This is a genomic window from Paenibacillus xinjiangensis (assembly GCF_059686975.1).
Genome location: NZ_JCAALS010000001.1, coordinates 257,126 through 279,360 on the forward strand (window position 1 = coordinate 257,126; position 22,235 = coordinate 279,360).

At 43.3% G+C, this 22,235-nt stretch carries 24 protein-coding genes and 1 pseudogene; 9 read left to right on the forward strand and 16 right to left on the reverse strand.

The window, feature by feature from the left end:
* Positions 1 to 8 precede the first annotated feature (8 nt).
* A complete protein-coding gene (locus tag AC6ESP_RS01160; RefSeq protein ID WP_497094830.1) occupies positions 9 to 737 on the reverse strand; it encodes a type 1 glutamine amidotransferase domain-containing protein in 729 nt (242 codons plus the stop codon).
* A gap of 212 nt (positions 738 to 949) precedes the next feature.
* Here AC6ESP_RS01160 and AC6ESP_RS01165 point away from each other — a divergent pair, with 212 nt between their 5' ends.
* Positions 950 to 1,288, forward strand: a complete 339-nt coding sequence (locus AC6ESP_RS01165) for a winged helix-turn-helix transcriptional regulator (RefSeq protein WP_497094998.1) — start codon at positions 950 to 952, stop codon at positions 1,286 to 1,288.
* Positions 1,289 to 1,417: 129 nt separating this feature from the next.
* The gene (locus AC6ESP_RS01170) at positions 1,418 to 2,212 is read left to right on the forward strand and encodes an N-acyl homoserine lactonase family protein (RefSeq protein ID WP_497094831.1); all 795 of its coding nucleotides are present in this window, start codon (positions 1,418 to 1,420) and stop codon (positions 2,210 to 2,212) included.
* Positions 2,213 to 2,569: 357 nt separating this feature from the next.
* Here the strand turns inward: AC6ESP_RS01170 and AC6ESP_RS01175 are convergent, their stop codons facing one another.
* The 3 genes from AC6ESP_RS01175 to AC6ESP_RS01185 form a co-directional block, all read right to left on the reverse strand.
* A complete protein-coding gene (locus AC6ESP_RS01175; RefSeq protein ID WP_497094832.1) occupies positions 2,570 to 3,115 on the reverse strand; it encodes a redoxin domain-containing protein in 546 nt (181 codons plus the stop codon).
* Between the two features lie 93 nt (positions 3,116 to 3,208).
* Positions 3,209 to 3,832: a TetR/AcrR family transcriptional regulator gene (locus AC6ESP_RS01180; protein ID WP_497094833.1), complete on the reverse strand. Its 624-nt coding sequence runs from the start codon at positions 3,830 to 3,832 to the stop codon at positions 3,209 to 3,211.
* 195 nt (positions 3,833 to 4,027) lie between these two features.
* On the reverse strand, positions 4,028 to 4,567 hold the full coding sequence (locus AC6ESP_RS01185) for an NAD(P)H-dependent oxidoreductase (RefSeq protein WP_497094834.1): 540 nt from the start codon (positions 4,565 to 4,567) through the stop codon (positions 4,028 to 4,030).
* A gap of 255 nt (positions 4,568 to 4,822) precedes the next feature.
* Between AC6ESP_RS01185 and AC6ESP_RS01190 the strand changes: the two genes are divergently transcribed.
* Positions 4,823 to 5,215, forward strand: a complete 393-nt coding sequence (locus AC6ESP_RS01190; protein WP_497094835.1) for a winged helix-turn-helix transcriptional regulator — start codon at positions 4,823 to 4,825, stop codon at positions 5,213 to 5,215.
* A gap of 364 nt (positions 5,216 to 5,579) precedes the next feature.
* Positions 5,580 to 6,755, forward strand: coding sequence for an MFS transporter (locus AC6ESP_RS01195; protein ID WP_497094836.1), 1,176 nt, complete (start codon positions 5,580 to 5,582; stop codon positions 6,753 to 6,755).
* Positions 6,756 to 6,860: 105 nt separating this feature from the next.
* On the opposite strand, the gene AC6ESP_RS01200 is transcribed toward AC6ESP_RS01195, so the two are convergent.
* From AC6ESP_RS01200 to AC6ESP_RS01225, 6 genes and pseudogenes are all read right to left on the reverse strand, one after another.
* A complete protein-coding gene (locus AC6ESP_RS01200) occupies positions 6,861 to 7,238 on the reverse strand; it encodes a YxeA family protein (RefSeq protein WP_497094837.1) in 378 nt (125 codons plus the stop codon).
* Between the two features lie 26 nt (positions 7,239 to 7,264).
* Positions 7,265 to 9,196: an FtsX-like permease family protein gene (locus tag AC6ESP_RS01205; protein WP_497094838.1), complete on the reverse strand. Its 1,932-nt coding sequence runs from the start codon at positions 9,194 to 9,196 to the stop codon at positions 7,265 to 7,267.
* Positions 9,183 to 9,968 (reverse strand): ABC transporter ATP-binding protein, encoded by a 786-nt coding sequence (locus AC6ESP_RS01210; RefSeq protein ID WP_497094839.1) that lies wholly within the window; start codon positions 9,966 to 9,968, stop codon positions 9,183 to 9,185. Before AC6ESP_RS01210 ends, AC6ESP_RS01205 begins: the two co-directional genes overlap by 14 nt.
* Positions 9,969 to 10,120: 152 nt before the next feature.
* Positions 10,121 to 11,176, reverse strand: a complete 1,056-nt coding sequence (locus AC6ESP_RS01215) for a sensor histidine kinase (RefSeq protein WP_497094840.1) — start codon at positions 11,174 to 11,176, stop codon at positions 10,121 to 10,123.
* A gap of 14 nt (positions 11,177 to 11,190) precedes the next feature.
* A complete protein-coding gene (locus AC6ESP_RS01220) occupies positions 11,191 to 11,874 on the reverse strand; it encodes a response regulator transcription factor (protein ID WP_497094841.1) in 684 nt (227 codons plus the stop codon).
* A 526-nt stretch (positions 11,875 to 12,400) separates the two neighbouring features.
* Positions 12,401 to 13,069, reverse strand: a pseudogene (locus tag AC6ESP_RS01225) (transcriptional regulator).
* A gap of 258 nt (positions 13,070 to 13,327) precedes the next feature.
* Here AC6ESP_RS01225 and AC6ESP_RS01230 point away from each other — a divergent pair.
* Positions 13,328 to 13,948: a GyrI-like domain-containing protein gene (locus AC6ESP_RS01230; protein WP_497094842.1), complete on the forward strand. Its 621-nt coding sequence runs from the start codon at positions 13,328 to 13,330 to the stop codon at positions 13,946 to 13,948.
* Positions 13,949 to 14,168: 220 nt separating this feature from the next.
* Here the strand turns inward: AC6ESP_RS01230 and AC6ESP_RS01235 are convergent, their stop codons facing one another.
* Entirely contained in the window at positions 14,169 to 14,639 is a 471-nt protein-coding gene (locus AC6ESP_RS01235) for a MarR family winged helix-turn-helix transcriptional regulator (RefSeq protein ID WP_497094843.1), read from the reverse strand.
* Between the two features lie 170 nt (positions 14,640 to 14,809).
* Between AC6ESP_RS01235 and AC6ESP_RS01240 the strand changes: the two genes are divergently transcribed.
* Positions 14,810 to 15,688 (forward strand): SDR family NAD(P)-dependent oxidoreductase, encoded by an 879-nt coding sequence (locus tag AC6ESP_RS01240; RefSeq protein WP_497094844.1) that lies wholly within the window; start codon positions 14,810 to 14,812, stop codon positions 15,686 to 15,688.
* A 91-nt stretch (positions 15,689 to 15,779) separates the two neighbouring features.
* Here the strand turns inward: AC6ESP_RS01240 and AC6ESP_RS01245 are convergent, their stop codons facing one another.
* The 3 genes from AC6ESP_RS01245 to AC6ESP_RS01255 are packed head-to-tail and all read right to left on the reverse strand — an operon-like array spanning position 15,780 to position 17,645.
* Positions 15,780 to 16,145, reverse strand: coding sequence for a GntR family transcriptional regulator (locus AC6ESP_RS01245; protein WP_497094845.1), 366 nt, complete (start codon positions 16,143 to 16,145; stop codon positions 15,780 to 15,782).
* Complete coding sequence (locus tag AC6ESP_RS01250; RefSeq protein WP_497094846.1) at positions 16,145 to 16,798, reverse strand: ABC-2 transporter permease; 654 nt, start codon at positions 16,796 to 16,798, stop codon at positions 16,145 to 16,147. The genes AC6ESP_RS01245 and AC6ESP_RS01250 overlap by 1 nt, the downstream gene beginning before the upstream one ends.
* Positions 16,791 to 17,645, reverse strand: coding sequence for an ABC transporter ATP-binding protein (locus tag AC6ESP_RS01255; protein WP_497094847.1), 855 nt, complete (start codon positions 17,643 to 17,645; stop codon positions 16,791 to 16,793). Before AC6ESP_RS01255 ends, AC6ESP_RS01250 begins: the two co-directional genes overlap by 8 nt.
* A 223-nt stretch (positions 17,646 to 17,868) precedes the next feature.
* Here AC6ESP_RS01255 and AC6ESP_RS01260 point away from each other — a divergent pair, with 223 nt between their 5' ends.
* Positions 17,869 to 18,213 carry a DoxX family protein gene (locus AC6ESP_RS01260; RefSeq protein WP_497094848.1) on the forward strand — a complete coding sequence of 115 codons (345 nt, stop codon included), beginning with the start codon at positions 17,869 to 17,871 and terminating at the stop codon, positions 18,211 to 18,213.
* A 565-nt stretch (positions 18,214 to 18,778) separates the two neighbouring features.
* Here the strand turns inward: AC6ESP_RS01260 and AC6ESP_RS01265 are convergent.
* The gene (locus tag AC6ESP_RS01265) at positions 18,779 to 19,855 is read right to left on the reverse strand and encodes a glycoside hydrolase family 88/105 protein (protein ID WP_497094999.1); all 1,077 of its coding nucleotides are present in this window, start codon (positions 19,853 to 19,855) and stop codon (positions 18,779 to 18,781) included.
* Positions 19,856 to 20,005: 150 nt separating this feature from the next.
* Here AC6ESP_RS01265 and AC6ESP_RS01270 point away from each other — a divergent pair, with 150 nt between their 5' ends.
* Positions 20,006 to 20,839, forward strand: coding sequence for a helix-turn-helix domain-containing protein (locus tag AC6ESP_RS01270; protein WP_497094849.1), 834 nt, complete (start codon positions 20,006 to 20,008; stop codon positions 20,837 to 20,839).
* A gap of 92 nt (positions 20,840 to 20,931) precedes the next feature.
* Here the strand turns inward: AC6ESP_RS01270 and AC6ESP_RS01275 are convergent, their stop codons facing one another.
* On the reverse strand, positions 20,932 to 21,144 hold the full coding sequence (locus AC6ESP_RS01275) for a polysaccharide deacetylase family protein (RefSeq protein WP_497094850.1): 213 nt from the start codon (positions 21,142 to 21,144) through the stop codon (positions 20,932 to 20,934).
* 65 nt (positions 21,145 to 21,209) lie between these two features.
* On the opposite strand from AC6ESP_RS01275, the gene AC6ESP_RS01280 reads away from it, so the two are divergent.
* A complete protein-coding gene (locus AC6ESP_RS01280; RefSeq protein WP_497094851.1) occupies positions 21,210 to 22,190 on the forward strand; it encodes a CgeB family protein in 981 nt (326 codons plus the stop codon).
* Positions 22,191 to 22,235: the final 45 nt, after the last annotated feature.

Sequence of the window (22,235 nt, forward strand, 5' to 3'; positions counted from 1 at the left end):
AGCTTCACTCACCTATCCTGCAGGGCTTGAATGACCAATTCGCTCGTCTTGCGGCCGGAATATTGTTGTTGCCCCGTAATCAGTTGCCCATCCCGCACAGCGAACGGAGTGAAAGGAGCGCTTTTGACGAAATTCGCACCTAATGCTTGAGCTTCATCTTCAATTCGGAAGGGCATCACAGGTTTCCCCATCATTTGGTCGAAGTAATCCTCTTCTTCATTTGTATATCCGGTCATTTGCTTGTCTCGAATAATGGATTCGCCGTCTGATAGTTTGCAGTAGAGCAGTAATGCCGTACCGTGGCATAAAGCTGCACAGACCTTCTCTTCTTCGTAGAACCGGCTGAATAAAGCTTGCAGCTCGGTTTCTCGCTCGAATGTGAACATGGGGGATTGACCGCCTGCAACTAGAATTGCATCGAAATCCTGATGGGATAGGTCCGCGACCTTCGGCGTGTCGTTCAGTTGTTTCATGAACAGCTTGTGGTGCAGGTAGCCTAGCGTAATGATATCGTCCGCCGCATAGCCGTTCTCGTTTTGGGGGTTGCTATAGGAATCCATCTCTACTCTGCCGCCTTGCGGACTGGCGATCGTTACGTCAAATCCGGCTTCGGTGAATGCATAGTACGGATGAGTCAGCTCGGATGCCCAATACCCCGTAGGCCAACCCATGGTCGTTGAAACAGATGGGTTTGCAACGACGATTAATACTTTTCTCTTTGCGTTCTCGTGTTCCATATTTTAAATCTCCCAACATGATCAGATTGATCAAACCGGCCGCTCTTTACGAATGACATAGAGCCGTGGTAGCGCTCCTACCCTCCTTTGTATTGTTTCGACCTGTTCGATACCCGTATAATAAGAGCATTCAGAGGTTTATGGAAGTATGCACTATTTTGTAATAGACTCACTTTTTAGTAAGGAGGGAACTAGACTTGTCCAAATATCGCATGAATGAATACACCTATAATTGTCCGGTGGAATTGGCCTTGAATACAATTATGGGAAAATGGAAAGGTTTGATTCTTTGGCAGCTTAACAAAGGGACAAAGCGTTATAGCGAATTAAAGAAAACTTTGCCTAATATTACAGATAAAATGCTAGCCCAGCAGTTAAAGGATCTGGAAAAGGATAACCTTATTGTCCGAAAAGTTTACCCGGTCGTACCGCCCAGGGTGGAATACTCATTAGCCGAATTCGGGGAAGAAATTCAACCGATTCTGAAGTCGATGCAGCAGTGGGGGATTAAGTTCAGGGTGATGGAAACTAGCGAGGATTCGAGTCGTTAGGTCGGGAACTATCTTACTTTTTAGTGAGTCAACTACTTTAAAGTGCGTTCTTGAATCTTGAGTCGTGATGCTTCTATTATGAAATCAGAATGAAAACCTTAAATTTCTGATGGAATGGTGGAGATCGATATGGAATCTCTTGTGAAAGTACATGTTATGCATACGGGAGCGGTGAAGGTAGACCGGGCATTGCCTTATAGGGAATTAAGCGAGGTGCCTCCCGTCAATACGAGAGGGGAGCACTTTCAGGTATGGCTGCCGATTTCCTCTTACTTGATCGAGCATCCGAAGGGCAGAATCGTCGTTGATGCAGGATGGCATGAAGAGGTGCGGACGAACCCTCTGGAGCATCTGGGGGCTGCTGCTCAATTTGTAGAATACCAACTCTCTCCGGGGGCGTCTATTAAAGAGCAGCTCGCGTCCAGGGGGCTATCTCCTCGGGATATTGATCTCGTAGTTGTGTCACATATGGACGTTGATCATATTAGTGGTTTGAAGTTGCTTACCGGAGCGAAGCGGTTCTATGTTAGTGAGATTGAGTTCAAGCATGTGAAAGCGTACAAAAAGATGTGGTATGAAGGACTGCCGTTGGAAACCTTTGAATTCACATCGATCCCCCATGGGCCTTATGGATTAGGGAAAGATGTGTTCGGCGATGGTCTTATCTATTTGGTGTTTACGCCGGGGCACACAATGGGGCAAGTCTCTATTCTCGTTCGATTGGAGATGGGGTGGCTATTGCTTGCATCAGATGTAGGATATTCGGAGCGTTCCTGGAAGGAGTTTCTGCTACCCGGCGTGATGACTAGTCAGGAACAAGCGAACGAATCGTTGAAATGGGTACAATGCTTTGCCCAGAGGGAAGATTGTGTGGCAGCTCTAGCCAATCATGACCCTGCTATTAAACCAACCGTATATGCTTGATAGAAGTTAGACAGAGTTAGGGGCAGTGGAATTGACAACGGTGGGAGAGCGCTTTGCCTTGCAGCGGTGAGGTCAGTGGTTCGATCCCCCTAGGCTCCACCAATATAAAACATTCACGCAACCTGATAAGGGTTGCGTTTTTTATTTGGTGGATTGCCCCGGGGCGAACCCCGGGGTTCGCCCGCGCGGACGTAATGATGTGTAAAGGCTTCGATGAAAAGCCTCAAATGCAGGAGCACGGCGTCTGAATCTACCGCTAAAAGTCGAAGGTAGTAGTTGTCATAGCTTAAAGCAAGGATTCCATCATGAGATGGAATCTGAAGGTAGTCATGATTCCCTTTCGTATTGATGTTTTATCTAACCAGTCACTTCTGTATTTAAAAATCTTTCGATCACAGCAAAGTCAATGTGATCGCCAATATGCTTGCCATAAAAAGCTTGATGAATCGTTAAATCGGGATTAATGAGAAAGTCGGCCGGCAATTGATTCATATCCCCGTCCGCAGCAGTCGGATTGAACCCGCCCTTCAACGCGCTCATGACCAAACTAGGATCCCGCATCACCTTAAGGGCGCCCATCCATGAGTTCTCAACGTGATAAAGGCGGTATAAGTCTTTGGAAGGATCGGGAATCATCGGGAAGGGCGCTTGCTGCTGACCAACATGCTCAAGAATGGAATCCTTGGGAGACTGCCAAAAGCTTATCATCTTTAGACCGTTTTCTTCGAATTTGTGATATTGTCCGAGGATCCTTTGGACTCTTAGATTGCAAAAAGGGCAAGAAGAGAAACGATAGAAAGAAATTAGCAATTTCTGTCCTGCGTAATCTTTCAAATCGATCGTATTTCCGAATACATCCTCGGTTACAAACATAGGTGCTTGTTGTCCTGCCATTAACTTCATTGGTATCCCTCTCTCTTCGGAAAACTATAAACCAACTAGTTGGTATGTTATGATCTATAAATAAAGGGCGCATTTATTGCGCACCGGATATTTTTATTTAAGCACATATGCCATATTAAACAAGGATATGATGTATCTCCTGAAATGTTCCACATTCTCTTCAAGCACTGCACTGCTTTGTTTTGCTTTGGCTAGAATGAGCGAACCTTGGTAAACTGACAGAAAATAATCCGCCAATTGCTGACTGTCGATAGGTCTACTAGTTGGATAGTGAATGATGACCTCATCAAGAATATCCTTAAGTGGCTTAGCATTACTTGAAAACTTCTCCGAGCAGAGTTCACGGAAATCCGCATGCGTATCTGCCAATTCCTGGGTAATAATCGCAGTTAGGCAGCTCTTTGGGAAGTCGGCTTGATTCGCTAGAAGTACGAAATAGTCAATATACTTATGCAACTTTATCCATGGGTCACTTATTTGATCTAGCCCTGCGGCTTGGATTGTACTTGACTGGAACTTCTCGAAATAATTGACTGTCGCTTTAGCGGCTGCTTCTTTGGTCTTGAAATAATGAAAAAAGCTGCCTTTGGTTACTTTGGCTTCAGCGCAAATCTCATCGACTGTAGTTGCATGATATCCTTTGGCGATCATGAGTTGCAGTGCTGCCTCAAGCAGCTTTTTCTTTGTTAACGGGTATTCCTCATTGTATTGTTCCATTAATTAATGCAGCTCCCATTCATACCTACTAGTTGGTATAGTATCATGGGATAAATTTCCTGTCAATGACATTAAAGTTGATGATGAATTACTAGTATTATTTGGTGCAAGGAAGTTCGTGTCATGAATCAATAAAAAGGTTAATGGAAGTTGCTGTTGTAGTCATATCAGATAAACATGAAGCAACGAGTGAAATTACTGACTAAGTGCGGTCGCCGAAGATTGGATATAATCAACAAATCTCTTGGCCTCAAGCGAGAGATAGCTGTCCGAAAGTTCCGGAGCGCTGAATGTAACAAAAACCGGAAGAAAAGTACCCTTACACCTGATAAGCGTGCTTTGAATAGGTCTTAATAACTCGCTGATCGTAAACCAGTTGTGACCACCCGATCGGTAGCTGTATTCCGAACCTCCTGTTGTCGTTGCAAGTACAAATTCTTTGCCCAGTAAATGATCGCCCCCCGGTCCATAAGCCCATCCATAGCACAACACATCGTCAAACCACTTTTTCAGCAATGGCGGAGAGCTGTACCAGTAGAAGGGAAATTGAAATACAATCCGGTCAAACTCCAGCAGTAATTGCTGTTCTCTCTCTACTTCAATATTCCAGTCCGGATATTCTTCGTAAAGATCACGAATCATCACGTTAGGATGCTTTTTAAGCTCTTGAACGAAGGCTTGGTTAGCCCGTGAAGTATTTAATTGAGGATGCGCTACAATTACCATAGTTTTCATGACAGACACCTCTTCTACATATTAGTGTCATCGCGATGACATTCTTCATTATTATCGAGTATTAACTACTTGTAAATTACGCAGTTTTTTCATACTAAGTCCTTAAAAACATACTGTAGACGTAGTCAGCCTCGAGCAAATAATAGTATCAAATATCATACTAAGTACGAAAAATGTTAGTGCTTTTGCAAAATGAGATACCATGATAAAGTGATAGAGGAGGATGCTTGAACGGTGTACTCAAGGAGATGGAACATGAAGATAGAAAATGACCAGTCTGTTGAAACTGATGGGATAGTGGCTACGCTACATGTTATCGGCGGGAAATGGAAGCCGCTCATTTTATTCATTCTATTGCATGAAGGTACTAAGCGTTTTGGGGAATTGCGACGTATGCTTCCTAACATTACTCAAGGGATGCTGACCAATCAACTCCGCGAAATGGAACGGGATAAATTAATTGAACGCCGTGTATATCAGGAAATTCCTCCTAAAGTCGAATATAATCTTTCGGAGCATGGAAAAACGTTAAGCCAGGTATTGATTGACATGTGCGGATGGGGATATAAGCACGTCGAATTTGTGAAGAAGATCGGCGAAGCAGAGCATGACGGCATAAATGGAATTGCTCAGACTGTTGATAAATGATTTATAAGCTGCATTTAGTATTCAAAGGGCAGTGAAATCAGCCAATGCGGGAGAGTGGAAGAAGGGATAATTTCTTAGAATGTGTAGGTCAACCAGTGATTACTGGTTGACCTTTTTTTGTTTGTTGAACATTTGGCTACTATTGACGTTTTTACCTGCACGATATATCATTTGTATTATTCAATGTTATAATATATAACATTGAATAATTAATAAACGTTGATTAACTAGCGAATGTGAACATAAATGACTCGAAATAAGGAGTGTGTTATTGATCTTTTTAAAGGTAAGTGGTGAAAAGATATAATCTGATTAGATTATGATAGATTTAATAACGTACCCACACAGAATTGGAGTAATGACAATGAATCAAACGAAAGCACTTATTTTTTCAACAGTTGCAATGGCCATTTCTTTTATGATTTGGTCGGTGTTCCCGCCCATTGCGGGTCAAATTCAAGAGCTATTCAACCTCAGCACGCTTGAGAAGAGTATTCTAGTTGCAACCCCCGTATTGCTTGGATCGATCATGCGGATTCCGATGGGCATTCTGACAGATCGTTTTGGCGGCAAAAGAGTATTTACGCTTACGATGCTGTTCTTGATCCTGCCTATGGTAATTGCCGGATTCGTTGATTCATTCCCATTGATGCTGGTATGCGCCCTATTTATTGGTATGGCTGGTTCCACATTTGCTATCTCTATAGCTTTTGTATCCAGATGGTATCCGCCGGAACGTCAGGGATTCATATTGGGGATAGCTGGACTTGGCAATTTGGGGAGCGCAGGAGCGAACTTTCTGATTCCTTCCGTGTCATCTTCGTTTGGGATTTCTTGGGTGTTTTTCGGCCTGGCAATTGGAATTGCGGTTATGGCAGGCGTATTCCATATCTTTACTAAGGATCCGCCGAAGCTAGCCGAACCGAAGACCTTGAAACAATCGTTGTCTGTTTTGAAATACAAAGCAACTTGGCACTTGTCTATCTATTATTTTCTAACCTTTGGCGGGTTTGTTGCCTTTAGTGTTTACTTGCCTACTCTTCTTAAAGATTTGTTTCAGCTAGGCGCTTTTGATGCGGGGATAGGAACAGCAGGCTTTGTATTAGCAGCTACGTTAATTCGGCCGGCGGGCGGTTATTTGGCAGACCGATTCGGAAGCAAGAAAGTATTAACTATCGTATTCTTCGGAATATTGGCTGCTGCGCTCGTGTTGTCTATAACGCTTGAGAACTTATTGGATTTCAGCTTAGTATGTATATTGCTTTCCTTGCTTCTAGGATTAGGCAATGGAGCCGTGTTCAAAATGGTGCCTGAAGTATCTTCCGGCAATACAGGGACGGTTACGGGAGTTGTTGGTGCAGCAGGGGGCATTGGTGGATTTTTCCCGCCAATTGTACTCGGTATCGTCGTTGATTCGACCGGCCAATACACTTTAGGATTTGTTTTTATGGCTGTATTCGCATTGGCATGTTTATTCCTCAATTACGCTGGACAGAAGCCGAAACAATCGCGAGTATCACCTTTGACTTCACATATCTAATACATAAAAGCATCCCTCAAGAATGCTTTTACTAATTTGGGATAACCTCATCCTGGTAAAGGTTATAGCTGCTGGTAATGAGGTGTGTACTTCAATGAAGTGCTTTTAATGTAGGAGCACTGCGTCTGAATTTATCGCTAAAAGTTGGGGACGCATCGTATCATTTGGAATATCTTCTTTTTGTATGACAATCCATTCCTTTGTATATGCTCCCTTAGCAAGCACTCTCACATAAATATTTTGTTCTAGTTCTCTGCTTGAAGAGAACGTAATCTTTTTCTTTTGACCCTGCTCTGTGTAACCAGTCAGATTATATCTGTAGCGGGTTTTTTTATCCTCAAGTTTAGCAGGCTTATTGATTACTGCATAAATGTATTCCTGCTTATATAATGGGTTGAACTGATCAAAATCCCGTTTGAATGTTATATACATGCCTGAGCAAATAACTACAGCAATAAGAATAAAAATGCCTGCTTTTTTCATATAAATGTACCTCCTGCAATTGGTTATTATAACAAAGCGTTTTTAACGATTTTTCGATAGTAACCAAGAGTGAACAGTGCGAATAGAAAATAGATGGCGGCATAGACTCCTACCGAAATAATCGTTGGAATGGTAATGTCCGAAATAATCATGAAAGAAGCAGCTCTTACTGCAAAAAACGAATGCAGAACCCCGATAGCTAAGGGGAGAAGGAACACAACGATCTGCTTTCGCAATATGCCCTTCATAATCATCTTCACGTCGAACCCGAGCTGACGCAGCGTCTTGAAGCTCTGTCTTTCCTGTTCTGCCTCGGTCATTTGTTTGAAATATAGGATGCTGCCGGTAGAGACAAGAAAGGCAAGCCCTAGAAAGGCAGCTATGAAAATAAGTAATCCGGAAGTTTGAAGTGTTTTTTTATATTCTGTATAGAAATCGTTCAAGAAACGGTCTCCATTTCTATAATTCTCGTAAAGGGAGGCAGCTAGAGCAAGCCCTGCTTTGTCTGAAATACGATAAGTATCTATGTGTACCACCTCAAAATCGGCAGTATTGAACATTCTGTCCTCGATATCTTTCAAAGTAGTTTCAGACACTAGAACCTGGCTGCCTAGTATATTGAAATTCACGAGATTTTCCACGACTAGTTCATTCAGCCGATAGCTGTCAGTCTGTCCATCTGCCTGCAGCTCGATCATTGTTGGATAACGCTTTGAGACGTCAATATCGTCGTATGCATTCGATGCCCAGGCATTGTATTCTACTGCTTCGCCATAGGAAGGCACGGATAGTTTCGCCCCTGCTCTCTGAAGCTGTTCGGCTGAGAGCCATAAAAAGCTTCCCTCTCTATAACTAGATTCTTGAAGTGGATTAAGGATAACGCCAGTTGTTCGAATGGCCTTGATCGTGTTGTAGTCGAAGTTAATTCCTTCGCTCTCCAGCTCGGTTTTAAACAACTGTGCATCTTGCTGCTTATTCTCAAAAGTAAAATCATAAGGCATCGCCATGCGGGTGTCTTGCTCTGCGGAGTAGAAAAAAGAATATGCCATGGTAACAAGTGTAATAGTTAAAGCTGATAACACAGTAATCAAGGTAAGCGAGTTGGCGTTAGCTTTCATTCGGTGCATCAGCGAAGCAAATGACAGGCTATCGTACAAGCTAAGATGTCCATTTTTCCGTTTGCGAAGCCAAGAGAAGCACCATCTAATCGTCACACGAAACAATATATAGGTTCCTGTTACAGTAGATGCAAGGACCAACAGCGCATTGAAGACTAATTGATCATCTACCATACGACCCGATAATTCATAGCCGTATCCAATAAGCACAGCACCAAGTACGGCAACAATAGCCGTAAAAAAAGAGGGAGGCCGACTAGAAAGGTCAGGCTGCTGATCTGCTTGGAATAAGTTTAATAGAGTACTGCGATAAATCATCCATATCATCTGAACGGAAGTAATGGCAATAATGAAAATAAAGACCATTGCCGTTCCAAAGGCTGCATGTACGGAGAAGTTGATGGCAGGCACGCCATCCAATTTAAGCAAATTCATTAAAATCAGGACAAATAGACGTGATACCAGTGCTCCACAGATAATTCCTGCTATTAGTGCACCTAAGCCGAGAAGTACATTCTCAATGATTAAATAACGGGCAACCCAGCTCTTGGATAGACCGATGAGTTGATACAATCCGATTTCACGACTGCGTCGACGTAGAAATATACGGTTAGATGAGACGGTGAAGATTCCTATAATTACAATAAGCAGTATTGCGGCAGACTGAAAAGCTGCAAGAAAGTTAACACTTGAATCCATCATTGTCTGAACCTGCTGATCATGCTGCAGGGAAGCGAAGACAAAGAACAGACTCATACTGAAGATGAGAGCGAAGAAATACAAATAGTAATGCTTCACATTTTGTCGCATGCTACGAAGTGCTAAGTCAAAAACCGTCAACATGGTTGCCCCCTAATACAGCCTGCACATCGATGATTTCTTTAAAGAACGACTGTCTAGATTTCTCTCCTCGGTACAGTTCGGAATAAAGCTTCCCGTCTTTTAGAAACACCACACGGTTACAGTAGCTGGATGCGATTGGATCATGCGTGACCATGATTATCGTGACCTTTCTTTGCTGATTAACCTCTTCCATGACGGACAATAACGATGAAGCGGATTTGGAATCTAATGCACCAGTAGGCTCGTCTGCAAAGACGATGGAAGGCTGGTGGATAAGGGCACGTCCAGCGGCAGTGCGTTGTTTTTGCCCACCTGAAATTTCATAGGGGTATTTATGAGATAATTCATGGATGCCAAGAACATTTGCAATTGATGTGAACTCGCGCTCTGCCCGCTGCTTGCTTATTTTGCTAAGGGATATTGGCAGGAGTATGTTTTCCTTCACCGTCAATGTGTCAAGAAGATTGTAATCCTGAAAGATGAATCCAAGCTTGTTTCGGCGAAATGCGGATAGAGCGGAATCCCTCATGATCGATATATCTTCGTTTTCGATTAAAATCGATCCATCCGTTGTTCGGTCAATAGTCGCAAGTACGTTGAGTAATGTTGTCTTTCCAGAACCGGAGGGACCCATAATCCCAACAAATTCTTGGCGGAGGACACGTAAATCTATTCCTTTTAGAACATGTTGGGCTCCGCCCTTTGAACCATAAGTTTTGTGAACATTTCGAGCGTATAAAACGGTATGCTGTTCATTCAAATCATTCATATTGAACCTCCCAAATTTGATTGCTGCTTAAGTGTACATTTGATTTCCCCGTCTTGTCGCACGTTTTGGGTGACAGGTCGAATAGGTAGGTGACAAAATTGTCATGTTTGATTTTGTGCAGTAGAAACGAATGCATAAAAAAACAGTCAAGATTAATCTTGGCTGTTTATAACGGGATATTCTCTTCCTCTTCTAACCGTTTCGAATGCATTAAGATCAGTGAAGATCATTCGCATCGTTGTACCTTGCGAATGACTAGGCTGGACATGGAGTGTAATCCCTATTTTACCTGCTACAGTCTGGGCTAGATAGAGCCCGAGTCCAGTAGCGGCGTTATGAATTCTTCCATTCTCGCCTGTGAATCCTTTATCAAAAATACGTGGCAGCTCATGCGGCTGTATCCCCGGACCTTCGTCAATCAAATCTAAGATGACATTCCCTGTCTCCGTCACATCTGTCACGAATATAAGAGCCTTGTCAGAGGGGCTGTATTTAATGGCATTGGTCAACAATTGCCGAATGATGAATCGGCACCATTTGCGATCCGTAACGACCATGGCATTAGTTCCTTCCATGCTGACTGCTAAATTTTTCTCCATACACCAGGGAGCCAGTTCTCGTATTTCTTCTGCAGCAAGACGATGTAAGGAGACTCGTTCAAGGACGTAGTCTGACTCCAAGGCGGGCAGACGTGTCATATATAACTGACGATCTACAAGTAAATGGACCCGCAGCCATTCTGTTTCTATTTTACGTATGTCAGGATCACTCTGTCGTGCGTCCAAAATCAGTTTCATTGCGGTAAGAGGAGTCTTAATTTCATGAATCCAAGAGGCAGCAAAATCATTTTCTATCAGTTGGGCTTCCTTAACCTGAGAAAGCTTACGTTTGAATTGGAAAGAGGCCGCTCTTAATACATTACTCGTTATCTTATCTAGTTCATTTCCCGGTTCGGGAAGACTCTCAATCCAATCCATTGCCATGGCTTCTTGCAGCTTGGCAATCGATGCTATATATTTAGTTTCTTTTTTGTAACGCCATATGAAAAATACAAGAAATAAAATAATATATAAAGTATTTAAATAGAGAAGAGATGTTAATTCAACACTCAACCCTTGTTCCAAAAGGATAAGTAAATCGGTCAAACCTAACAAGCTGACAAAAAGAAAAATCCAGCTTTTTCTTGAAAAGATGTAACGGATTAACATAGCATATATTCCTCCTACAAAGTGATGGCCATATAACCCATCCCTTTCTTTGTCACAATCGCGTCTGAAAGTCCAAGCGGCTCTAATTTTTGTCGCAAACGGGTGATATTGGCTGTAAGAGTATTATCGTTCACGAACTGATCGTCTTCCCATAGCTTACGTATCAAGTCATGACGTGAGATAACGACATGGTTTGCCTTCACGAGCGCGATCAACAAAAAAAATTCGTTTTTTGTCAATTCTACTTCCTCGACCGATTTTCGGATAAGGCATCGTTTTAAATCAATCAAGGCACCGTTCCATTCCAGAATATCTGTCTGGCCTTCCCCATAAGCATAAGTTCTGCGAAGAATAGCTTGAATTTTGGCATATAGCACATTCGTGTGAAATGGCTTCTGGACGAAATCATCCGCACCCAAATTAAGCGCCATGACCATATCTAAGGGGTGATCGCGAGAGGATAAGAAAACAATAGGTACCTCGGATACGGAGCGAATCTCTCTGCACCAATGGAAACCATCAAATTTAGGGAGCGTGATGTCCATAATAACGAGATGAGGTTGTTGGTCGAGAAACGAACGCATGATCTCGTCAAAATCACTCGGTCTTGTAACCCGAAACGCCCAGGCTTCCAGCCCTGTCTTCAACGCTTCAAATAACGCATCATCATCTTCAACTACAAATATATTAAACTCCATAGAGTGAACCTCCTAGTATTCGAAAACCTCTGATTTCTATAAAGAAAGCTATTAATAAGTATAACAAAGTATCCATGCGTTTGGTCAACGGTGCGATATGTCCTTGCAATGACCGATCATATTGAAATAGACACGGTAATATAGGAGACGGCGTCCTCTGTGACGAGCGGGGCTTAGTCGGAGCTTTTTGGCTCCATTTTAATGAACAAATTAACCTCATCCAATGGACGTGGGATTCTATCCGTGGGAGAGTGCATCACTGGCAGCGATTACCCCTAAAGGTTCGCCCGCGAACAGGGAGCAAATGAAAGACATGGCTTTAGTAGTGATTACAATGGAATTCAGCGACCTTATTTCAATAATTTTACCAATATCGCAATACTAACAGAACTCAGCAACATTATTCGCACATTTCAATGGCAAACAATCACAAATTTCTGGCAATAGTGTCACTGAGTTCCGCTAGTTTTGAATTACGCCGCTTTTCTGCCGAATAACATCCTTTAGTTCCGTAAGCTTCTCCTCATTATTTTCCAAATTCCCTCAAACTTCTAGCAACACTCAACTGATATGTCCGGTATCTTAAATTCCCTCCAACTACAACTAAATGTTGGCTCTCAACCAATCCGTGTAATACCTTTCGAGCGTAACGATCTGTCACCCGCAGATGACTTGCAAGCTCCATTGGTGTAAATGGACTCAAAAGTCGACGCGCATATCGCACAGTTTCCGCCTCCATACAATTTAACCGAGCATCCACATTTAACGAGAGAAACTTCCCTATAAACGTTAAGACCAATTGCTTGCAAAACTCCGGTTCATCCCGAATCGACAAATACGCAATCGGCATATAGATCCAATCATCAAGCGATAATAAACCTTGTCTGCGACACAAGTCCTTGAACCGACGCGTATCCAAGTCTCTGGCATGGGAACCGTAATCTTGAACCTCAATATCTCCTTTAACATCTCCGGGCATAAAAGCCAAGTCAAGATATCGATATCAGCTGTTCAAATCACGTACCTCCCACTCCGGATACAAATGATCGAAGTTACCGACAACCGGATACCAGATCGAGCGTAACAACTCAACAGTTCCATGGCTGAGACCTTTTTGCAGCAACTCTCGTCTTCGATGGTTCTTTTCCTGCTCAATTTGCTTCTGCATCCACAACTCATATTCTTTCTTAAACATGCAACTGACCCCTTTCCCAAATAAAATAAAAAATGCCGCTTCGATACAATTAAGTATCAAAGCGGCATGTGCTTCATGTCCGTAGTTCTAAGTATAGCATTGCGTTTTAGCTTACTTCAAGAATTAAGTTTCCGTTTGTTCTTCGAACCCGGCTCTCGACTTGGTAACGGAGTAAACATAAACGTTTTAAATAAGACATACTGCTGTCAAACTTGAAAGGTTAAAATATACAAAGACCATTGAAAAGGAGGACAGGCTTTGAGTAAAAAGATTGATTATAAGAAAGATTTTAAACAACTCTATTTGCCGAAAATGTTGCCGGAAGTTTTGGAAGTACCGAGGATGCCGTTTTTTATGGTCAGTGGTTCTGGAGACCCTAACGGCGAGGAATTTGTCAGGGCGGTAGAAGCTTTGTACAGTATGAGTTATGCGGTGAGAATGTCTTTCAAAAGTGATGATGTGCCGGCTGGATACTACGAATATACGGTTTTTCCGCTTGAGGGTGTGTGGGACTTGCTTGATCGGGCGAAGCCAGCGACAGACAAAAGCAATTTGAAGTATACGATCATGATACGCCAACCCGATTTTTTGACAGAAAAATGGTTTATACGGTTTCAAGAACAGACGAAAAAGAAAAAGCCTAACCCATTTCTTGAGAAAGTCCGGTTTGAGTATGTGGTAGAAGGATTGTGTTGTCAAATGATGCACATCGGTAGCTTTGACGATGAACCGGAAAGCTTTGCTCGAATGGAAGCGTTCTGTGAAAAGAATGGTTATATCCGTACCAGTAAAATACATAGGGAGATCTATTTGTCAGACCCTCGAAAGACGAAATCGGAAAAGCTGAAAACGGTGTTAAGGTTTAATGTGAAGAAATGATTATTCACGTCCAATGATAAATTAGGGTAGTGAAACCGGCCATGGCGGTAGAGTGTGTCGCTGGCAGCGAAGCGGTCAGGGATTTGAATGCCTTAGGCTCCACCAAACAATAAATTAACCTACTTCATCCGAAGTAGGTTTTTTATTGTTTGGTGGAGTCTAGCAAGGAGGAAACTCCGGGGGTCAATCCGCTCGGACATAATGAAGTGCACATCCTACTTCAAAACTGTTCATGCGTATGCTCAAACCCATTCATGGCCTTAAGCATGTCTATAAATGCTTCGAGCTGTTGATTATCCCATTGGGAAATGCGGTCATAAAAAACATTTTCCTTTTCTTGCAGAGCGTCAAATGTTTTTTGTCGTCCAAGCTCTGTGAGAGTAAGAAGTATGGCGCGACGATCATTGAGAGTGCCTTCTCTTCTAACATAACCCAAAACCTCAAGTTGTTTGATGAGACGACTGATTGAGCTTCGGTCCATTGCCGTTGATTCTGCTAATGCAGAAGCGCTTGTTGGGCCGTGAGAGTACAGCCAGCGGACGATATGGAAAGCTGCGGGCTGTATAGAGGAATCGAAATAGGCAGCTGTTCGGACATTTAGTGCATGCGCGGCGCTAATGAGGGCATTAATCTGTTCGCCGAGCTTGAGCTCTAATTGTCCTCTCAACGTGTCTTTGCGTTCGACATTCATTATAACTACCACCTAACCTATATTTTTTAAAAAGAGATCACAAACGCTATATAATTGACATATATCAATTACCTATTATATAGTTGATATATATCAATTATATAAGTTCAACAATAAGATGTCAAAATGCCCGCACAGCAAGACATACGTCCGAGTTAAAGGAGAATGATATGATGGCCAATCCGATAATTGTAATTACTGGCGCTACAAGTGGTTTGGGGCAGCTCGTTGCACTTGAAATGGCTAAGCGAGGCGCTCAGCTGATTCTAACAGCGAGGAGTAAGAGTCGAGCAGAAGCAACGGAACAAATGATCAAGGGGCTGGTGCCTGCAGCCCAAATTAGCTTTTTCTATGGGGATTTGTCCTCCATGAAGGATGTCAGACGTTTAGGTCAAGAAATAACAGACGAATTTCCCAAGATAGACGTGCTATTAAATAACGCAGGCCTCCATGCATTTGAACAGAGGATAACTTCAGACGGATTTGCTGAAATGATGGCTGTGAACTATTTTGCGCCATGGTTATTGACACATTCCTTACGTCATTCCTTGCAAAAAGCGGGAAGTGCAACCGTTGTTAATGTGGCTTCTGAAGCTTCTCGCCGTCATGAGAAACTTCAACTGCCGGAGGATTTGCTTGCTACAGCTCCTTTTACCCCTAGAGGGTCGTCTGAGGTATACGGCAAAACCAAATTGTTAAATATTATGTTTACTGCCGAACTTGCTCGTCAATGGGCTGGAACGGGAATCAATGTTCATGCGCTGAATCCGGGATTTAATGTTACAGGTCTCGGACGAGAGCTTTGTTTCGCCTCGCTGCTCGAGCGTGTATTGAATCTCTGCCGTATTGGCGATCCGCGTAGAGGAGCCGATATTATTATTCGATTAATGACTGATCCGAAGTATAAGGGGATGACAGGGGGATATTACAATGTGGGAACCGGAGATTCGATCGTACCCGTGCACCCTGGGGGAGATAAAGTGATGCAAAGTAAATTGTGGAAGGATACAAGTGATATTCTACGGCAGAAAGACTTCCTTGGAAGCTGATCCAATTACACTCCTGTGATAAAAACAAAACGCAGCCAATTCGGATGCGTTTTTTGTATGGCTCCTATGTGTTATACGATAACCACACCCATCAATAAACTTCCTTCAAAAGCGCAATAACCTCTTCTATCGTGAGGCCAAAGGATTTGTAATAGGAGGTGTCAATAGCCATCTGTGTTAGGATCATTTCATTGCGTTTGTGATGCATTTGTTCGAATGATAGCTCGGTCACAAAACATCCTTTGCCGGTAACGGTATAAATCAAACCACTTCGCTCGAGCTCTTCCCAAGCTTTTTTCACGGTAATGATACTGACTCGAAGCTCCGTAGCAGCTTGTCGTATGGGCGGTAAACAATACCCGCTTTCTAGCTCACCCTTGAGAATCTGTGCACTGATTTGTTCAAAAAGCTGTTGATAAATAGGCTTCTCAGATGTATTCGATATTGCAATGTTCATTACATTTCCACTTTCTCAAACCGTTTGTGAGCAATATGATAAGCGATAATCGTAAATATTGCAAATATTACGATGCCTGCAATCAGGAGGAATAGTTGAGTGGCCCAATTGTCAGCACCAGTCCCCTTGAAAAGATCATGCACGAACGAATTCTGTATGCCAAGCCATTCTGCTCCCCCAGCGAAAAGGATAGCAGCTGTGATGGAAGCAATTGATGCTGCCCCGTATTTATACGCCGTCTTGTAATACATGGATATAAAGATGATATTGAAAATCGCCAGCATGACGAAGCATAGTCCCCAGAAGCCTAAAGATGGTGCAAAGAAATAGTAGGTCAGATTGGGATACAAGCGGACACTAATTATGCCGTAAATAACGGCAACAATTACATGCAGCAGCTCTAGAATGACAATAAAGGATACCTTTGCTTTAACCATGTCTTTTTTCGTTACAGGCATCATGGTCGTGAACATTAGATCGTTCTGAGTTTTGTATCCTGCAAACATATTCGGTATGGTCATAAAACAAAAGTATAAGATTACAAGGAAATAAAGCCATCCCGGAATTAACATTAAGGCGCCTGTCAAAAAGGGCAGGACATAAAAGAAAGGATGCACACTTAACTTTAATTCCTTCATTAATAAGTTATACATAGATATTCTCCTTTTTCGAGAAGTAGATCATGATCTCCTCAAGATTAGGCACGGCAGCTTTGATATCTAGAGCTGGATCAAAGTCTTTGGTATGAATCAGCCCTGTAAAGCCGAAGGAATTTGTTTTGTAGGCAATTAACTGGTTTTTGACCATATCCAATTGCTCTTGCTTACCATTCAACAAGCGATACGTATCGATAAAATCTTCTTTCTCACCACTGTTGATGATTTGTCCGTTATGGATATAGGTAATATAATCTGCACATTTCTCCAAGTCGGAAGTGATGTGTGTTGAGAAAAGAATACTGATTTCACCATCCTCCACCAACTCCTGAAAAATATCCAGTAGATTATCTCTAGCGGCCGGATCAAGTCCGCTTGTTGGTTCATCCAGAATAAGAAGCTTTGCGCCGTGTGACAAAGCAAGGGCCAGGCTGTATTTCACTCTCATTCCGGTTGATAATTCGGCTATTTTCTTGTCTTCAATCAAGTTGAATTTATTCAAATACTTGTAATAGGTTTCATCATCCCAATTCCGATAGAATGATTTGATCACATTCGTTAACGTTTTGATTTTGCTGCGTGTATAGAAGTTGATGTCTCCAAATGCTGATCCAATTTCTTGTTTTAATTCGACTTCGTGCTCAGCCATGTTCTTGCCCAAAATATGGATCTGGCCGCTATCCATACGAATTAAATTCAAAATTGCTTTGATGGTCGTTGTTTTTCCTGCGCCATTGGCTCCGATAAACCCCATGATATAGCCCTTTTCCAGTTGAAAAGATACGTCCTTTAATTGAAAATGCTCATATTTCTTATTTACATTCTTTATATCTAATGCCAGCATAGCGTAGCCTCCACTCCAAATTGTGTATGTTGTGTATGCACAATATATCATTGAAGGAGTTGGGTGTCAATGATTGCTCCAACATTTCTGAGGGGTAAGGCTCCCAGCAGCTTCTTCAAAATATTGCTTTACAGGACACCTTATGGTGTTATATTATTGATTTATGAATAGGACACTTAATGGTGTCGGATATTAATGAATCGAAAAGAAAAGGGGAATCCAAATGTTTATACTAACGATTATTCTTCAAAGCTGGCTGCTGTTCTCCATGGCGTTCTTTGGTGTAACCAAGATTACAGGAGCCAAGCATCAGGTCGAGCTGTTTGATTCGATTAAGCTTCCTCAATGGTTCCGCGTCATTACGGGCTATGTTCAAACTGCTGGAGGTATAGGACTCATTATCGGTTACTGGTATCCGGTGGTTGCCGCATGGACTGGAATAGGGATAGGCATTATGATGTTAGTGGCGGTCTTCTCACATGTCAGAGTCAAAGATCCGATCGGAAAAGTGATACCGGCCTTGTTGAATCTGTTGATCGCAGCTGCAGTAGCATTCCTGTCCTTCTAAGCTCCAATTCTCCATAGGTATAATCATAAAGAGGGTGTCCCAAAAGCCATTAGGCTTTAGAGGCACCCTCTTCAATGTTAGGAGATCTGTAAAAAACACAGAGACCCGCTCGATATTCCTTGTGATGGATAGGCCCAAGCCTGCCCCTAAACTTTTTTTGTTTTTTTGTCTCGATCTAATGCCTCATTAACATAGTCCCGAGAAGGGAGTTTGCTGTTCATATGAAGTAAAATTGCAATAATAACAACAAGCAAAATAAAAATTATAATTTCCATGGGACTCTTCCTTAAAAGTGTCTATGTTTACATTTACAATACCATGGGATTTTACATATTGAAATTAATGATGCGCAGAGCTTATTAACTCTGCGGACCTTATTGGCCTTTTTGAATCGAGAGAGAAGCGCCACTCCCAAGTTCCCGCTTAGAATTAGAAAAATAGCAGTACAGGAATGGCACCCTGTACTGCTATTTTTTCTAAGTTCCTAACTTTCAGTTTGAAGCAAGCTATCTCTCTAGCGAGCTTCATGCCTTTCAGAAAGTCTTTTGTTCTTGTAGCACATTAATTATTGTGCAGCCAGATTCATCTCTGCGCACATGAGGATAAAGGCGCCTGCGCCATGAAGGTCATTCTCGCTGGTTGGGCGGGCGATATAATGAGCGTAGTCGCCGATTCCGGTGCCTATACAGATATTGCCGATCACTACGTTGCCGTTCTGATCGAGCTTCAACGTATCGATAACGCCCTGGTAGCCTTTCAAGGCATATTTGATGTATGTGGTATCCAAATAACCGAGCCGGACGGCTTTGGCAATGGCATGGATAAACAACGCTGTGCAAGAGCTTTCCAACCAGTTGTCCGGGCGATCCCCTTTGTCTATGACTTGATACCATAGGCCGGTAGCGGGGTCCTGATACTTCGTCAGAGCGATAAGCAGATCCTGCAGGATGGTTACGAGCTTTGCTTTATCCGGATGAGCCTCTGGGAGGTATTCGAACATTTCCAGCAAGGCGACGGGATACCAGCCAATGGCACGTCCCCAGAATTCTGGTGCACGGCCTGTGGCGGGATCGGCCCAAGCGGCTTCCTTGGTTTCGTCCCAGCCGTGATAGAGCAAGCCGGTGACCGGATCTTTCGTATGCGTTTCCATAAGCAGTGCCTGATAGGTCATCATGTCGAAATAATGGCTGTCGCCGAATGTCTTGGCAAATTGCGTTGCAATCGGACCAGCCATGTACAAGCCGTCAAGCCACATCTGATTCGGATAATGGGCCTTGTGCCAGAAGCCGCCTGACGGGTTCGTCGGCCATGACTTTAGCAGAGGCACTAACGTATGCAACGCCTTTTTATACCGCTCGTCTCCTGTCTGCTCATAGAGGGTGAAGAGAAGCACGCCGGGTTGAATATCGTCGAGCTCGTCAGATTTGAACTTTTTGATGCTGCCGTCCTCGAGGACCTGGCTATCCACCCACCGTTTCATGTAGTCATACAGCTTGTGTTCTCCTGTTTGCCGCCAGCATTTTTCCATACCAGACAGAAAGACACCTTGATGATAGTGGAATCGGTCTGGTGGAAGATTCTCCGGTTCGAATTTGACCATTAACGCTTCGCAGGCTTTTTGTGCCCATTGAATGGGAGTCATAAGGGATGATGTTGTTTGCACAGGTCCTTCCTCCTTTTGGTTTGTATTCATATTCTACCAGCAGGATATGTACATGTTTTGCGGATTTATCTCTTTTCTTCTTATATTTTGCGATATAATAAGCAGCAGAACGGGAAGGAGGCTGGAGAGTTGGGAGATCTTTATTATGCAAACGACACAGGGACATTCCTGGTGTCACATCGGAAAGCGCTAAGCCACCATATGCCGTCCAGTCATTTTCACAGTACTTACGAAATCTATTATTTGCTGTCCGGCAAGCGGGAGTTTTTTATTCAGGACCGGACATTAGCTATCAACGAAGGTGATATCGTCATCATTGCTCCGAATATTCTGCATCGCACGACTAATGCGGAGCGGCCGAAGCATGAGCGGCTCATCATTAATATGCACGAGCAGTATTTTTCACAGGATGGGTCCCACAAGGAAGTGCTTCAGCCATTGCTGGAACGAGATTACTTGATCGTTAACAGCTCCTTACGCAGCAGAGAGTGGATCGAATCGCTTTCCAGAGCGATTATTCAGGAGATGCAGGAATGCGACAGCGGCTACGAATTATATTCGCAAACACTCGCTGTACAGCTGCTCATCCATTGCTGCAGGCACTTCAAGCAGAATGATTCGGAGCTCCCCGTATCGGCAAATCCTATGCATGACAGAATTTCGGAAATCGTCCGCTTTATTAACGAGAACTATAGGGAGGAATTATCGCTTCATCTAGTAGCGGACAAGTTTTTTATCAGCCCCTATTATTTGAGCAGAGTCTTTAAAGAGGCGACAGGCTTCGCGTTTGTCGAGTACGTGAATAGCGTCCGGATCAAGGAAGCCAAGAGGCTGCTTGAGAACACCTCCCTGAAGGTGAACCTAATCGCCAAGAAGGTTGGCTTTGGAAGTGTGACGCATTTCGGCCGGGTGTTCAAGATGGTCACGGGGAACGTGCCCTTGTACTACAGAAAGGACCTGTAAAGGCTCGTGATCTGAAGAAGCGCTGTAGTCTGGATATACTTGCTCTGACCGAGCGGCCAAAGAAAACAAGGATGTGTTAGGTTGCAGCCTATTCAACTGCGAGAGTCATGAATATAATGGTTCCACCTGAAGAAAAATGCGATTGCCTTGTTTACTCCATTCACTGACAGGACATCAAGAACGGGTGAGGGTACCTTGCTGCCCCAACCAATATCGAAGGTTAGAGCTATGCATTTCTTTTTCGTACGGACACGATATACCGTTTCAAACAATGACTTCACCCGAATGCCGCCTCTTTCCCACATATATATGTCAACCGCGATAAATTGGTTATGCGACTGTCTTAGCTACTACAGGATGGTGGTGCACATTGAAAATATTGTTTTTGGAACGAGGAAAGCTGTGGTCATACGGGCTGCCTGACGGATTAAGAGACCTCGGGCACGAGGTGCGTGCATCGGGTCCTGTGCACAAACGCAAGCTTATCCGTCAGCTGTCGTCTTACAAACCTGATCTGCTCGTATCCGTAGGCTGGGGGCAAGATCATACACCAGCCAAGCAGCGCTTAGTGAGGAGCCTTGCTACCCAATATCAAATTCCACTGGTCTATTGGTCCACAGAAGATCCTAACTTCACTGAGGTTTTCACCCTTCCGCTGCTTAGACGTATGAAACCGGACTATACCTTTACCATTTCTGCTAAAACGGCTATTAGATTCCAGGAAATGGGTTTTCACGCTGCGCATCTGGAGTATGCCTTTCATCCCCAAGTACACTACAGAACCGAAGCGAAAAAGAAATATCAAGCGGATATTGTCGTTGTTGCCAATGCCTACCCTGATGTTCTGCGTAAATACCCGAAGCACTATCGCAATCAATCGATTCGTATTCTGGTTCGACCATTGTTAAGGAACGGATACAGAGTTGACTTTTACGGTCGGGATTGGACACGTATGAAGTCTTTTCTTGGGTGCTCGATTCCTAAGAAATCAATCAAAGGTACTATTCCATACAAAGCTGCCAATAAAGTGTTCAGCTCGGCCAAGATTGTGCTGGGTTTGCAAAACTATACGGATATGGTGACGCAAAGAACCTACGAAACCCTTGGCTCAGAAAGCTTTTTCCTGACGAACGATACACCTGCTGTCAGAGGGATTCTGAGACCGGGGCATGACGTGGTAGTCAGCTCGAGCCCACAAGAGACCTTGAAGAAGGTTCGTTACTATTTGGACAATGAGAAAGAAAGGGAGCGAATCAGGAGAAACGGACGACGGGCTATTGCCAAGCATAATTACACCACACGCGCCCAGTTCATGTTGTCCACCTTAAGGGATAGGGGATTAATCCCATGAAATATTCTTCATTTTTAAAAAAAAGGATAAGGTCAAGGTAGAATA

What these genes read in the sequence shown, in the direction of transcription:
- AC6ESP_RS01200 (WP_497094837.1), bottom strand. Translation starts at nt 7,238, where the DNA reads ATGAAAAAAGCAGGCATTTTTATTCTTATTGCTGTAGTTATTTGCTCA.
- AC6ESP_RS01245 (WP_497094845.1), bottom strand. Translation starts at nt 16,145, where the DNA reads ATGAACATTGCAATATCGAATACATCTGAGAAGCCTATTTATCAACAG.
- AC6ESP_RS01260 (WP_497094848.1), top strand. Translation starts at nt 17,869, where the DNA reads ATGTTTATACTAACGATTATTCTTCAAAGCTGGCTGCTGTTCTCCATG.
- AC6ESP_RS01220 (WP_497094841.1), bottom strand. Translation starts at nt 11,874, where the DNA reads ATGGAGTTTAATATATTTGTAGTTGAAGATGATGATGCGTTATTTGAA.
- AC6ESP_RS01175 (WP_497094832.1), bottom strand. Translation starts at nt 3,115, where the DNA reads ATGAAGTTAATGGCAGGACAACAAGCACCTATGTTTGTAACCGAGGAT.
- AC6ESP_RS01265 (WP_497094999.1), bottom strand. Translation starts at nt 19,855, where the DNA reads ATGACTCCCATTCAATGGGCACAAAAAGCCTGCGAAGCGTTAATGGTC.
- AC6ESP_RS01170 (WP_497094831.1), top strand. Translation starts at nt 1,418, where the DNA reads ATGGAATCTCTTGTGAAAGTACATGTTATGCATACGGGAGCGGTGAAG.
- AC6ESP_RS01210 (WP_497094839.1), bottom strand. Translation starts at nt 9,968, where the DNA reads ATGAATGATTTGAATGAACAGCATACCGTTTTATACGCTCGAAATGTT.
- AC6ESP_RS01240 (WP_497094844.1), top strand. Translation starts at nt 14,810, where the DNA reads ATGATGGCCAATCCGATAATTGTAATTACTGGCGCTACAAGTGGTTTG.
- AC6ESP_RS01180 (WP_497094833.1), bottom strand. Translation starts at nt 3,832, where the DNA reads ATGGAACAATACAATGAGGAATACCCGTTAACAAAGAAAAAGCTGCTT.
- AC6ESP_RS01185 (WP_497094834.1), bottom strand. Translation starts at nt 4,567, where the DNA reads ATGAAAACTATGGTAATTGTAGCGCATCCTCAATTAAATACTTCACGG.
- AC6ESP_RS01160 (WP_497094830.1), bottom strand. Translation starts at nt 737, where the DNA reads ATGGAACACGAGAACGCAAAGAGAAAAGTATTAATCGTCGTTGCAAAC.
- AC6ESP_RS01195 (WP_497094836.1), top strand. Translation starts at nt 5,580, where the DNA reads ATGAATCAAACGAAAGCACTTATTTTTTCAACAGTTGCAATGGCCATT.
- AC6ESP_RS01215 (WP_497094840.1), bottom strand. Translation starts at nt 11,176, where the DNA reads ATGTTAATCCGTTACATCTTTTCAAGAAAAAGCTGGATTTTTCTTTTT.
- AC6ESP_RS01255 (WP_497094847.1), bottom strand. Translation starts at nt 17,645, where the DNA reads ATGCTGGCATTAGATATAAAGAATGTAAATAAGAAATATGAGCATTTT.
- AC6ESP_RS01190 (WP_497094835.1), top strand. Translation starts at nt 4,823, where the DNA reads ATGAAGATAGAAAATGACCAGTCTGTTGAAACTGATGGGATAGTGGCT.
- AC6ESP_RS01275 (WP_497094850.1), bottom strand. Translation starts at nt 21,144, where the DNA reads ATGTGGGAAAGAGGCGGCATTCGGGTGAAGTCATTGTTTGAAACGGTA.
- AC6ESP_RS01250 (WP_497094846.1), bottom strand. Translation starts at nt 16,798, where the DNA reads ATGTATAACTTATTAATGAAGGAATTAAAGTTAAGTGTGCATCCTTTC.
- AC6ESP_RS01165 (WP_497094998.1), top strand. Translation starts at nt 950, where the DNA reads ATGAATGAATACACCTATAATTGTCCGGTGGAATTGGCCTTGAATACA.
- AC6ESP_RS01235 (WP_497094843.1), bottom strand. Translation starts at nt 14,639, where the DNA reads ATGAATGTCGAACGCAAAGACACGTTGAGAGGACAATTAGAGCTCAAG.